The sequence below is a fragment of the candidate division KSB1 bacterium genome (assembly GCA_022562085.1).
Classification (GTDB): domain Bacteria; phylum Zhuqueibacterota; class Zhuqueibacteria; order Oceanimicrobiales; family Oceanimicrobiaceae; genus Oceanimicrobium.
Map to the genome: position 1 here is coordinate 1 of JADFPY010000106.1, position 12,598 is coordinate 12,598.

At 42.6% G+C, this 12,598-nt stretch carries 10 protein-coding genes; 7 read left to right on the plus strand and 3 right to left on the minus strand.

The features are described from left to right. Positions 1 to 638 precede the first annotated feature (638 nt). The 5 genes from IH879_10750 (at position 639) to IH879_10770 (ending at position 4,880) form a co-directional block, all read left to right on the plus strand. Positions 639 to 2,108, plus strand: a complete 1,470-nt coding sequence (locus IH879_10750) for an alkaline phosphatase family protein (GenBank protein MCH7675415.1) — start codon at positions 639 to 641, stop codon at positions 2,106 to 2,108. Between the two features lie 56 nt (positions 2,109 to 2,164). Further along, positions 2,165 to 3,235, plus strand: coding sequence for a c-type cytochrome (locus IH879_10755; protein ID MCH7675416.1), 1,071 nt, complete (start codon positions 2,165 to 2,167; stop codon positions 3,233 to 3,235). A 201-nt stretch (positions 3,236 to 3,436) separates the two neighbouring features. Next, the gene (locus tag IH879_10760) at positions 3,437 to 4,147 is read left to right on the plus strand and encodes a TIGR04255 family protein (GenBank protein ID MCH7675417.1); all 711 of its coding nucleotides are present in this window, start codon (positions 3,437 to 3,439) and stop codon (positions 4,145 to 4,147) included. Continuing rightward, complete coding sequence (locus tag IH879_10765) at positions 4,144 to 4,590, plus strand: hypothetical protein (GenBank protein ID MCH7675418.1); 447 nt, start codon at positions 4,144 to 4,146, stop codon at positions 4,588 to 4,590. Before IH879_10760 ends, IH879_10765 begins: the two co-directional genes overlap by 4 nt. Further along, positions 4,587 to 4,880: a hypothetical protein gene (locus tag IH879_10770; protein ID MCH7675419.1), complete on the plus strand. Its 294-nt coding sequence runs from the start codon at positions 4,587 to 4,589 to the stop codon at positions 4,878 to 4,880. The genes IH879_10765 and IH879_10770 overlap by 4 nt, the downstream gene beginning before the upstream one ends. A gap of 46 nt (positions 4,881 to 4,926) precedes the next feature. Here IH879_10770 and IH879_10775 read toward each other — a convergent pair whose 3' ends face one another. From IH879_10775 to IH879_10785, 3 genes are all read right to left on the minus strand, one after another. Beyond that, positions 4,927 to 5,676, minus strand: coding sequence for a sulfite exporter TauE/SafE family protein (locus IH879_10775; protein MCH7675420.1), 750 nt, complete (start codon positions 5,674 to 5,676; stop codon positions 4,927 to 4,929). 179 nt (positions 5,677 to 5,855) lie between these two features. Continuing rightward, positions 5,856 to 6,953, minus strand: a complete 1,098-nt coding sequence (locus IH879_10780; GenBank protein MCH7675421.1) for a DUF2914 domain-containing protein — start codon at positions 6,951 to 6,953, stop codon at positions 5,856 to 5,858. A gap of 105 nt (positions 6,954 to 7,058) precedes the next feature. Further along, positions 7,059 to 8,930 carry a radical SAM protein gene (locus tag IH879_10785; GenBank protein ID MCH7675422.1) on the minus strand — a complete coding sequence of 624 codons (1,872 nt, stop codon included), beginning with the start codon at positions 8,928 to 8,930 and terminating at the stop codon, positions 7,059 to 7,061. A 669-nt stretch (positions 8,931 to 9,599) separates the two neighbouring features. Between IH879_10785 and IH879_10790 the strand changes: the two genes are divergently transcribed. After that, entirely contained in the window at positions 9,600 to 11,162 is a 1,563-nt protein-coding gene (locus tag IH879_10790) for a radical SAM protein (protein ID MCH7675423.1), read from the plus strand. A 294-nt stretch (positions 11,163 to 11,456) separates the two neighbouring features. Then, the gene (locus tag IH879_10795) at positions 11,457 to 12,521 is read left to right on the plus strand and encodes a tail fiber domain-containing protein (protein ID MCH7675424.1); all 1,065 of its coding nucleotides are present in this window, start codon (positions 11,457 to 11,459) and stop codon (positions 12,519 to 12,521) included. The last annotated feature ends 77 nt before the right edge of the window (positions 12,522 to 12,598 follow it).

The following is a 12,598-nucleotide window of genomic DNA, read 5'->3' on the forward strand; positions in this document are numbered from 1 at the left end:
CACCGTGGAAAGCGAAGTAGGGAAAGGCACTACTTTCACAATTATCTTTCCCATGAATTTGGATGAATTGCTGGAGAAGACTTAGGTTTTAAAATTTAGTTCTTTACCCATTCTTAACCAACAGATCCGGAGAAGGTCTGCCACAGATTTTTTATTGACTTTCTTGACACTTTTGTTTATGTTTTGCTACAATATCATCCAAGCCTCTCTGTTTTGATAAATTCAATCAAAGTATACTACCAGCCTTTGACATGCTAACCTTTGCAGGGATGGATTAAGCATTTAAGTTTCTATTCATTTACATCTTTAACTTTTATAGTGATAGAAAGTTGAACTTATTTAGAATCGATGGTTTGATTCTGACTTCCTTTTAGCCACTCAGCATTGCTCGGCTTCACGAAAAATATAAAACGCTGTCTTTTGATTTCAAAGATTTATGATATGAAATCGTTAAGTTTTCATTAAGGTAGTTTACCGAATGGCAAGCATATTACTCCAATAATCATTTTCGGAAACTGGATGGACAACCTTCTAAATTATTAAATTAACGGAGGCTTGATCATGGGACACTTATCCTCACAAATGAATCCAGTCGCTTAGTCGGATCGAGATTCAAACAAAAATAATGGAGGAATAAAATGAATATTGAAATGGGGCCGATTTTAGGATTTCGCGGAGTTAAAAACAACAAATGGCATGTATGTGCTCTCATTGTGGTAAAGGGGGACGAAACCCCGAAACTTACCTCGGGGGGTGGTTCGCCTGCTGCTAATAATTTGTACAGCTATGGCAATCGAAAAATTTGGCGATTCGAATGGGCCGTCGATCAAACCGATAAAGAGCAAGCTGTTGAATATTCAATTGACGGGGATAAATGGAAATTTAGGGTACCACCCAAGAAGGACGCGGAGTTGCGATTTGCCTATTCATCGTGTAACGGCTATGGCAGCGCAAAAGACGCCAAGAAAATCGAAGACAAAAATAAAATGTGGAAAGTGCTTTCAGATCAGCATGATGAAAAACCATACCATCTGATGATTATGGGCGGGGACCAGGTTTACGGCGATCCGATTTGGGAAATGTCCTCAACGCTCAAGAAGTGGGCAGAAAAATCGGGGAAAGAAAGATGGAAAGCCAAATTCACCCAGCAAATGGACACTCAGGTTGAAAAATTTTATATGGATCTTTATTGCTCCCGCTGGTCTCAGCCGGAACAAGCGAAAATGTTTGCCCAAATACCGGCTGTGATGATGTGGGACGATCACGATGTGTTCGACGGCTGGGGGTCTTACCCTGAAGACTGGCAGGCAAGCGAAGTTTACCAAGGCATATTTGCACAAGGAAGCAAGTATTTCAGCCTGTTTCAAATGCAGGCCCGCCCGGACGATCTACCCGACGCCGTGTTCAAGCGCCAACCAGGTTTTTCTTATGGCTATCAAATAGGGGATATCGCTATTCTTGCCCTCGATACCCGTTTTGAAAGAACTCAAAAAATGATTATGAGCAGCCATGCCTGGGACCAGGCTTTCTCCTGGTTAGAAGGACTAAGCGGTTGCAAACACCTGCTTATAATGGCAAGTATTCCTGTGGTTTACCCGGATTTTGGGCTCATGGAAAAAGCGCTGGCCTTTATACCCGGCCAGCAGTCCCTCGAAGATGACTTAAAAGATCATTGGCGCAGCAGGACTCACAAAGAAGAACGGCTGCGGCTCATCCACAGGTTGTTTAAATTCTCAGAGGAAAAAGAGTGCCGGGTTTCGATCCTTTCCGGGGATGTGCATGTCGCGGCAGTCGGCGTTATCGAATCAAATCGGGGAGGAACCGCGGGCAGCAACGCTTATGTGATTAATCAGCTTATTTCTTCAGCCATTGTCAATATCCCACCAAACGCAGTGGTTGTCTGGTTTTTAGAAAAAATGGGCGACAATGTTGAGAAAGTCGACCGGGGAATCACTGCCCAGATGTTGACTTTCCCTGCTACCGACCACAGGTTTATCGGCGCCCGAAACTGGCTAAGTTTAAGTCTCGATGATAAAAGGCGTGTGTGGGCAGACTGGTTTGTCGAAGATGAGGATGCTCCGTTTACCAAAGTCATTCATACCGTTTGATAAAGCCGTCTCGACTCTGAAATCGAAAATTCGAAAGGACCCCTTTATGATGCTGGATGCTTGATGCTGGATGCACGATACTCGCATTAACTCCATCCGGTATCAAGCATCCAGCATCGCCTGGTGCGCTCATTTCACGTTATACCTATCTAAATCCCCTGTTTGGTTACCAGATGCTCAAAAAAATCCTTTTCTTTGTTTTCGTTCCCTCTATTCTAACTTACTTTACCTACCAATGGATCGCCTCACTGCCAAAAGTTGAATTCGATGCATCAGTTGAAATCAGCTGGCGATCCGGTGAAGAAATTTTCTGGGGAAAAGGGCGCTGCAGTGTCTGTCATCGAATCGGTGACAAAGGCTACGCCCTCCGCGGTCCAAATTTAGGCCAGAGCAAAGACGGTCCAATCCTGCCGATCAGAGCGAGAGAAAGGGCGTCGCAGTTAAACCTTGCAGGGGCGACAGAGTATTTGGTTCAAAGTATCGCTGAACCCGGCGCTTTTGTTGTGCCCGGCTACAACAACGAAATGCCGGAAGTTTTCAGAGCACCCATCTCTTTAACTCCCTCCGAAATCAAAGCAGTTATTCTTTATCTCGAAAGTTTAGACGGGGACACCACCTTCAAAGAAATCCGCCTGCCGTCCCAATTACTGGCTTCTTATCAACCGGGTAAGCAATTTCAAATCAACGGCGATGTTGCCGAAGGACGTAACCTGTTTTTTGACATCGAAGGTCCGGCAGCCTGCGCGGCGTGTCATTCCGGACTCAACCTGGACGGCAAAGTCGTGGGCAGCACAATCGGCCCGGATCTAACAGCCATTGCCGGTTTTCGCACCCCTGAGCATATTTTAAGAAAAATCATCAACCCGGATTCCAACATTGTGAGCGGCTATGAGGAAGTTCTTATTAGAACAAAAAGTGGGCTGCTCCTGGTTGGAATAGTAAAAGAAGAAAATAAAGGTGAGTTACAATTAATAGAGAGAAATGAAAATCTAATCTTGGTTAGCAAAAAAGACATTCAATCGCGAGTGCCGCAATTTTCAATGATGCCTTCAAATTATCGCGACCTCTTAACCCAAAAACAACTCAACGATCTTTTGGCTTATTTGGTGACGCTTCAAGGAAATTAGGTTTGAAATATCATTTTTAATGCATTTTAATTCTTCTCAAAACTTTTCGGAATATAACTTGTACATAAGTATATCTAAATTTTGAAATTGTCAGGTGTTTATTTTTTCGATTCCTTATTGATTTTTTACTGGAACTTACCGAATTGTATTTATATATTTGTCGTACAGTTCATAATATCCATCCAAAATAACAAGAAATTAATGTATAACGTCGAGGAAATTTATCCCAATTCTCCTCTTATTGAGGTAATTTGCGAATTGAGATTTAAGAAGAATTTAAAGATAGAATGTCAAAGACATAATTTTTATGAGAAAATAAGCGAAAAATATGTCCATATCCTTGTCCCGAATTTTTCTCCTAATTCTTTGTTGGCTTTAATGCCTTATAAGTTTGAGAATGAAAAAAGGGATGCTGGAGTAATGCTCGCGATAGATAAGTTTTCATACTACAACAAACAAAAATATGTGGGACATAAAAAATTCATGGAAGAATTCATGAGTTTGCTTGATTTATTAGTTAAGACATACGCTATAAATAATTTAACAAGGATTGGCTGGAGATACATAAACGTTATTTCCTTTACACGAGAAAGCGGGTTGCTACCACTTAATGATTTTTTTAATCTTAAATTCAGTTTTTCTCAAAATCTGATGTCAAATTTCGAAAATTTTGATACCGTTTTTGTGACTAAAGTTGAAGATGGATCGATTACGGCAAAACTTCAAACAGCAATGGATTCGAAAAGCCGCCAGGAAGTCTTTGTACTCGATATAGATTTTGCAAGAACAGAAAATCTACTAATAAAAAATGTAGCGAAGGATATGCAACAAGCTCATAATCAAGCACGTTTACTTTTTGAGAACTCAATAACTGACAATTATAGACAATATTTAAGAGGAGATAAAATATGAGTTTTGTACATACTCAATACACCTCTGAAAATGTTCAAGATACGTATAATCTAATCAAAAGTAGAAAAGATGATATTCCTTTTAATTTTGCAAAAAGGGATATGTATGACTCAACTGATATAGATTTTGACGCAAATGATTATATTGGATCACACACCACTAAGGTCCCTAAGTGGAAATTTAGAAATTTAAATTTCAAGATCTATTCTTCTAAACCAATTGAAGTGATGATTAGCCGACAAGACGGAAGGTGTTTTGCAGAGAACGAATCGTTAGATATTTATGCAATTGGCGCTAGTGAGGAAGAAGCAATTGATGATTTTTGTCAAAATTTAATTTATTTTTATAAACATTACAAAGCGCTTAGTTGGGATAAAGTTACTGGACGTGCAGAAGAACTTAAACAGTTGTTTGATGATGTTTTTCAAGAGACACTCTTATGAATGTTGATCGGGACGTTGCTATGAAAAGCCTGTCTAAAAAGGGTTTTAGCAAAAAGCCTGATGGCGATCATATATATTTTCATCATGAATACGAAGGAAAAGAAACAGGGGCATATACAAAATTTTCACATTCGAAGAAAGGAAAGGATATAGACGATTATTTGATTTCATGCATGAAAAAACAATTAAAACTTGATAAGCGTTCTGAAGTAATCAACTTACTAAAATGTCCTATGGACGGTGACTCATATAATGATATTTTGATTAGAAAGAATATCTTTCCTTCATGATCCAAAAAAAATGTTTGAGTCCTATTTAATAGGTTCCTGGTTAGACTTACCCCCAAAACAGCTTAATCGCAAATCCAACCGCTGCGATTAACACAACCCAGCGAATGAACTTGTGCCCTCGTTCTACCACAACGTGTGTGGCCAGCAGAGCGCCAACTGCGTTTCCGGCAGCCAGAATCGATCCCCGAAAAAAATCGACCTGGTTGTTTAAAATAAACACCAGCAAAACAAACGGCGTAAAAATTAGAATTATCAAAACCTTTAAAGCGTTGGTTCGAACAAGATCATATCCGCAAGCAGTTAAAACAGCGATAAACAAAAATCCGATTCCGCCTTGAATAAATCCGCCGTAAAACCCAATCCCGAAAAATGCAATCATCAGAATGAATTTCTTCCCCCCGGATATCTTTGGCGTCGAATTCAATTCCTCCACCTTTGGATTAAAGAAAATCAGCCCGAGAATTAAAACCATAATAATTGCAAGCAGACGTTTAAAAAGCAGCTCATCTATTTCAACAGCGAGTTGGGCGCCCAAAACAGACCCGGCAATTGCCGGCAAAGCCGTGATGATGGTCACACCTTTGGGGATGACTTCAAATTGATGGAATTTGGCCGTAGCGAAAATATTTTGTACCAGAATTGCAATGCGGTTAGTGCCATTTGCCACCGTTGCGGGCAGCCCGAGGAAAATCAGAAAGGGCAGGGTAAGCAGCGACCCGCCGCCGGCAGTGACATTTAAAAAACCGGCAAAGATGCCGATTATGCCCAGGAGTATGAGTTGTAGGGTTTCTTCCATTTTTCAAATGTACAGGGTGTCCAAAAAGGTACCCCGTCTTTGCGAGCGAAGCGAAGCAATCTCATAATTCCGTGCTTAGAGGTTGGGGATTGCTTCGTCGCAGAGTTTATCCTGAGCCTGTCGAAGGGCTCCTCGCAAAGACTGCTTTCTATCTTTTTGGATAACTCTTAACGTTTGTCTCACCGATAAATCGTCTTCAAAAGAACTCTTTCGCCTACTTCTTCAATTTGAAAATTAATCCTTCCCAAAAGAATCCCTTCCTCAGTCTCGACATCCACCCGCCATTCTCCGGGTGAGACATTTCTTTTGCGGGTAATACCTCGATAGCCGCCATCCCTATAGCCGATGATTTCGTAGCCAAGACGATCGGTGGTCAGCCATTCGTCCTGATTCGGGAAAAATTGCTGCCAGTGGTGATAGATTTTTTTTGTGAGTTTGGTAGGTGCAAATATCGCCGTAAAACAGGAAACCGTGTCTCCTTTAGCGTAGCGAAAATCTTTATCCGAGTCTTTAAAGAATTGATACCATCTCGGTTTTTCGAATTTCAAAACGAAATTATCGTCTTGAATGTTTTTGCTGGCATGGTGGTAGATGCCGCCGGATTTCAACGACAGGGGTACGGGCGGGATCCAGTTCTGCCAGTAAAAGACGTTGATCAAAAAGTAAAGACCGAGTATCATCGATCCGGTCATCAGAAAATCCTTTTGCGTCCGAAAAATCTCCATCTTTAAAAAGTATCTGATTATGATGAGAACGAGCAGCAAACTAACCAGACCGCCGGCGATAAAAGTAAAGACGTTCACGACTTTAAACAGCACGGGAATAAAAAAAATGAAAAATGAAAATGAGGCGAGAAAATAGAGAGCAATTAACAAATATAAATTTCGCAGCCGTTTCTCTAAAAACTCATTTGCAGTGAGGAGTAAAACCAGAATCCCCAGGAAAAGCCCTGTCTTGGTGAAAGAAGCGCTTTGAAAATAGAAAATCACGTAAGCACTGAACAAGCCGCCGAGAAAAAACTGCAGAGCGAGCGGAAACCATTTTTGATATTTTAAGATAAGAGGTTTCTCAATTTTGTTGTGTTCTACCAGGGTCGTGATGACCATTAAAACGCCGAGCGAAATTAAATAGAGGAGGAGAATGAGGTTGTCCAGAAGTTGGTCGATTCTTTTCAGGGTAAGGCTGTCCCAGGTGAACCCGCCAAAGAAAAAGGCGACCGGATTGAATCTTTCAAAACGTTCGTAGAAATTTTTGATTTTTAGAATGAGGTTTAACATACTTTAGGGGGCAAACTTTTTCAAGCACAAGAAGCGAGGAGCGTAAATGCCATTTCGGCGCTCTACGCTTCTCGCTCTAGGGGATTTGTCTAATTGGGATTTTATCTAAACTTCAAAAACCAGATTAAAAACCGACGAATCAATATCAACGAAGTCTCTCAACTTCTTATTTACCGCGATAGTCACCCGATCGCCATAGCGGGAAAGCTGCTTCAATAACCGGTTCAAATTTTGCAGCTGTGCCTCGTGAAGTTCTTCGATGTGAATGGTAATAGAAGATGTGGTATTTTTTAACACTTTTTCAAGGTGACCTGTGACCCGGTCAAAGAACTTTTTATCCAGGCCGATCTTGAAGGAGACATTCAAGTGTGCGGCCCGGTTTTTTATCCGGTTCAGGGAGATTTCCAAAGCGCCCTTCTTGAGGTAACGCTGAAATAGTTTTTCGATTTGTTTTAAATAATTATGAGTTAATTGATTGACCTTTTCAAATTCTACCACGAATTGCCGCTCAACATAGTCCCGCATTGACAGGCCGATAACCCAGTCGGTTATCACGACCGGAATAAGCCGCGGCGCGGAAAACGGAATTGACCTCAAAAAACAGACAACCCGCGAAAGGCCTCCCGGCAGTATGGTTTTCACAAAGATTCTGCTCAACAATTTTAGCATTACTCTTAACGAATCTTGTTTGTTGTGAACCGGATTGTCAAGGTAACGAAGTTTATTTTTAATGCGTAAGGCAATATTACGATGATCAAGCAAACGAAAATAGAGCTTGCGATAACCGTCGACCATCTCATCATATCCCATCTGCTTAGGAAAAAGATTTGTGCCAAGCTTCGTATTATCAGACTCATGTGCGAAAGGTTTTAACCGACCCTCTTTTTCAAGCCGTTCATAAAGGGGCGTCTTTGGTATTGCCGTTAAAAGCCCAACCATGGCGGCTTGAATTCCTGATTTCGTAATGAATTGATATTGTTTTTCGAATGTCTCCATCGTGTCGTTATCGAAGCCGATGATAAACCCGCCCCGAATTTCGATGCCATGGGAGTAGATTCTCTGAATTGAAGTTTGCATATCTTCGCGGATATTTTGGAATTTCTTGGTTTCTTTTAAACTCTCCTCATCCGTGGATTCAATCCCGATGAAGACCCATTTAAAATTGGCTTCCCTAAGAAGCGCCAACAGCTCCTCATCCTGTGCCATATTCAAAGAAGCTTCCGTTCCAAAGGCGAAATTATAATCATGTTTGCGTTGGTAATCGCACAGAAATTTTAGCAGTTCCTTTGCGGCCGGTTTATTGCCAATAAAATTGTCATCGACAAAAAAAGCGCTGCGGACATTGAACTTTCTCAGCATATCCAATTCCCGCCCTACCTGCTCGACGGATTTGAAACGGGGTTTCCGTCCAAACATGACAATGATGTCGCAAAACTCACAGCGGAAAGGGCACCCTCTTGAAAACTGCAAACTCACTGAAATATACTTATCCAAATCTAAGAGATCGAATCTGGGAGTGGGAGACTCTGTCAAGTCCACTTCGCCCTTTTCATGGTAAAGCTTTTTAGGTGTTGACATTTCGAAATCCCGGCAAAAGTCTTTCCAGATATATTCGGCCTCGCCTGCCACAACCGTGTCGGCTATGGACTCATAAGCCTCAGGGCACAAAGATGCATAGCTTCCGCCGGCAACCACATAGTGGCCCTGACTTTTGTAATATCTGAGCAATTCTTTCTGGCGGTTAAATTGCACCCCCATCCCGCAAATTCCGATTATATCCGCCTGCGGTTTTATGGGAATAGCCTCGATATTCTCATCGACAATCTCAATTTCCCAATCTTCGGGGCATAAAGCTGCCAGCGTAGCAAGCCCCAAAGGCGGATTCGGGGTCCTTACCTTTGGCAAAATTTTGTCGGTGATCAATTTGAAACTCCAGAAACTTTCCGGAAACTTTGGGTTGATCAGCAGTAATTTCATAACCTTGTCCTCCCTTATGGCACAGGTAAAAAAAATGGTAGCTGCTAATTATTAGAAGGGTAAATAATAAAGAAAATTAAGCAAATGTAACAAACCAAAATAAAGAAGTCAAGGAATTGACTAAAAATGAATCAGAATGTCCCCCATTTTTTTCAGGAGTTCAAGACAGGAGTGTAAAATCAGTCCCGACTTCCTTTTGATGTTTGCCGACCAGGATAGCAAGCTTAAAGTTTGACTCCAACTCGTTGCGGAGGGCGACCCCATCCCGACTTTCCTGCAATTTTTTTATAATAATGAAGTCGGGAGGAGGCGCCCGGAGCCCGTCTGAGGACCCCGCACCCCGTTGGATAGATTAGATCAAGCGGAGATTATAAACTACGGCTGCTTAAATCAGCATTAGATAATTCTTAATCGAAACGGGCGTTTATCCAACGGGGGAGGAGGCCGAAGCGGACCAAAAATAGTGTTGGAGTGTTATAGTGTTAGAATGTTAGAGTGGTTTTAAATTTCGAATACTTTAACACCTGAACACTTTTAACACTTTGGCACTTTACCCGCGCGTTTAAGATTGCGAAAAATACCTTGACAAATATGAATATTTTGTTAGTTTTTGATCTTATCAATTCCTGCCTAAAATGAGATAAGAACTTAAACCTGAAGGGAGATTCTATGCGAAAACTCCGCATTGGCGTCATCGATTTGGTCACCAAAGCGCCTACGAATACGTTATGGGCGCGGGTAATGAACGCCAATCTTGCCAGTATCATGCCGCAAATCATTGCTTTGTGGTGCGAACAGGAGGGACATGACGTCACATTTACTTGTTTTACCGGCTTCGAAGATTTGCTCAAAGAGCTGCCGGAAGACGTCGACATCGTTTTCATTGGCGCCTTCTCACAAGCCGCTCAACTTTCATACGCCTTAAGCAACCTGTTTCGATCCAGGGGAGCGGTCACGGTCCTCGGCGGCCCCCATGCCCGCTGCTATCCCCAGGACTCTCAAAAATACTTTGACTACGTCCTTGGATTCACGGACAAAGAGCTCATTCGAGACGTTTTGCAGGATTGTTCTCAGCACCGCCCAATTGGGGTCAATCTGACAACCAGCAGTCAACCCCCCGAGCTTCCCGGTGTACAAGAGCGCTGGAAATTTGTCGAGCATGTTATCAAAAAATCCCCCCTGATCAAAATCGTGCCGATGATAGGAAGTCTGGGCTGCCCCTACACCTGCAGCTTCTGTATCGACTCGGTGATTCCTTACCAACCCCTCGACTTTGATGTGCTTAAAGAGGATTTGAGATTTCTTTTAAAGAAGTTCAAACGGCCGCACATTGGCTGGCATGATCCGAACTTCGGCATCCGCTTTGACGATTACATGGGCGCCATCGAAGAGGCGATCCCGCCGGACAGCATCGATTTCATCGCCGAAAGCAGTTTGTCGATCCTGGCCGAGCCTCATTTGAAACGGCTTAAACGCAATGGTTTCAAAGCCATCCTCCCCGGCATCGAGTCGTGGTACGACATGGGGAATAAGTCAAAGACCGGCAGCAGTCAGGGGATGCAAAAACTCGAGCAGGTCTCCGAGCATATCAACATGATTTTAAGATACATTCCGTATTTGCAGGCCAACTTTGTGCTCGGCCTCGATCAGGATGAGGGCGCTGAACCATTTGAGCTTACCAAAAAGTTTGTGGATATGTCGCCCGGCGCCTTTCCCGGTTATTCTCAGCTTTCCGCATTTGGGCAGGCGGCTCCGCTCAACCTGGAATATCAAAAAGAAAACCGCGTGCTGCCTTTTCCTTTCCACTTCCTCAATAACAATCACGCTATGAATGTCAGGCCCAAAGGTTACTCCTGGCCTGAGTTCTATGATTACCTGATCGATTTAAGCAAGTACTCCTTTTCCTGGCGTGCGATTTACAACCGCTTCCGGGCAATAGATGCGCAGATACCGAAGTGGATGAACTTGGTTCGCGCCATTTCCTCCGAAGGGTTTGGCCGGATCAAGTATTACACCGAAGTGCGCCGCCGCCTCGACGAGGATCCCCAGTTTCGGCCCTACTTCGAACAGGAAACGACCGAGCTTCCGGACTTTTATATTGACCGGATAAAAACCGACCTCGGGCCATTCTGGGACTGGCTGCCGGAAGGCGCGATTTATCACGACCCGAATGCTTATCTCAAAGCGGAGGGGGAAGCAGCGCCCGCTATTGCATCTGCCGATTTAAATTAAAAAGGCAAGAAAAAACAGAAACTGCTCAAACGATCGAGCATCTATATTTAGATGCTCGATTTTATTAAGATCAAAGAAAGGCTTGACAGTTCTTGTCTTTAATACATTTGTTGCTGAAGAAGCAATCATACTTGTATCTTCAAATCATAGGTAGATGGCTAATCCATAACATGTCAAATTGCAGAAAGGAGATCGCTATGTTTTGTTCATTTTCAGGTATTAGGCTGACAAAGACTCTCAAGCCGATGTTTATTCTCAGTGTACTGGTGTTCGTGTTGGGGGTGCAGGTCTGCTTTGGCCAGACCCTGCACCCCTCAAGTCATCAAAAACGATCTGTTCGTGACTAAGACACTCAGCGTCGCGAAATCTCCCGGGTCTCTTTCTCCTAATTATGGTTTGGGCGCGAAATTAATCGTCAATGGCAGGACGAGCTCTGGCGCTCTCGGAATTGGCCCCTGGCCGGCGAATCCTAATAAACATGTGTTTTTTGGTGTTGGTACTTTGAACCAGTCGGATGCGAAGAACTACGCCTTATTGCAAGCGTTTGAAGGGACCGCAAAGGGCCGCACCTACTTAAATTCGCCAAAGGATATTAGATTCCGAATTAACAATAGTGATAAAATGATGCTGTCAAACAACGGTAACGTTGGTATAGGAACAACTGATCCATGGGAAAAACTTACAGTTGTTGGCGAATGTATTGTGTTAGCTAGTTCAACCGCGAGTGACAAAGACCAGATAAAGATATGTACGACCTATTCTCCTGGTGGGCCAATTCTTCATAACAGGAATTCTATTTCGTCTAACGAAAGACTTACCTTAATAGCAGCTACCGGTTTTATATCGTTGGAAGCACAAACTGGTGTCGTAATAGGTAGAGGTATTTCAAGTCCACAAGCCGATTTACATGTGGTTGGAGAAATTGCTCTTGAGGAAGTAAATGTATGGGATGGAAAAGATGATAATGACCTGACGTGGAATGGTCTACAGATATCCAGGGAAGGTTCTTCGCGCCGCTACAAAAAAAATATTGGCCCACTCAAAGCTGATTTCCGTAAAATTCTTGATCTGGAACCAAAACAGTTCCAAATGAAAGAAGGTTTTGGAGAACCAGATGAATGGCTATTTGGGTATATTGCAGAAGATCTGGATGAGCTTGGTTTAAAGCGACTTTGCAATTACGATAAAGATAATAGGCCGGACGGGATTAAGTACAAAAAGATTGCTATGTATGTACTTGAGATAGCGAAAGAACAGCAAAAAAGGATAAACCAACTAGAAGAATCGTTTAAGAGGATGGAAAGGTTACTAGCGGAAAAAATTAATACTACTGAGATTAAAACCCAGACCCCAGATTAGGGATCCTACGGGCAAAATGCTGACAAAAAAGTAAAATAAGGAACGAATTATGGGTGAAGGATTTTTTGATAAGTTTT

What these genes read in the sequence shown, in the direction of transcription:
- IH879_10750 (MCH7675415.1), top strand. Translation starts at nt 639, where the DNA reads ATGAATATTGAAATGGGGCCGATTTTAGGATTTCGCGGAGTTAAAAAC.
- IH879_10755 (MCH7675416.1), top strand. Translation starts at nt 2,165, where the DNA reads ATGCTTGATGCTGGATGCACGATACTCGCATTAACTCCATCCGGTATC.
- IH879_10760 (MCH7675417.1), top strand. Translation starts at nt 3,437, where the DNA reads ATGTATAACGTCGAGGAAATTTATCCCAATTCTCCTCTTATTGAGGTA.
- IH879_10765 (MCH7675418.1), top strand. Translation starts at nt 4,144, where the DNA reads ATGAGTTTTGTACATACTCAATACACCTCTGAAAATGTTCAAGATACG.
- IH879_10770 (MCH7675419.1), top strand. Translation starts at nt 4,587, where the DNA reads ATGAATGTTGATCGGGACGTTGCTATGAAAAGCCTGTCTAAAAAGGGT.
- IH879_10775 (MCH7675420.1), bottom strand. Translation starts at nt 5,676, where the DNA reads ATGGAAGAAACCCTACAACTCATACTCCTGGGCATAATCGGCATCTTT.
- IH879_10780 (MCH7675421.1), bottom strand. Translation starts at nt 6,953, where the DNA reads ATGTTAAACCTCATTCTAAAAATCAAAAATTTCTACGAACGTTTTGAA.
- IH879_10785 (MCH7675422.1), bottom strand. Translation starts at nt 8,930, where the DNA reads ATGAAATTACTGCTGATCAACCCAAAGTTTCCGGAAAGTTTCTGGAGT.
- IH879_10790 (MCH7675423.1), top strand. Translation starts at nt 9,600, where the DNA reads ATGCGAAAACTCCGCATTGGCGTCATCGATTTGGTCACCAAAGCGCCT.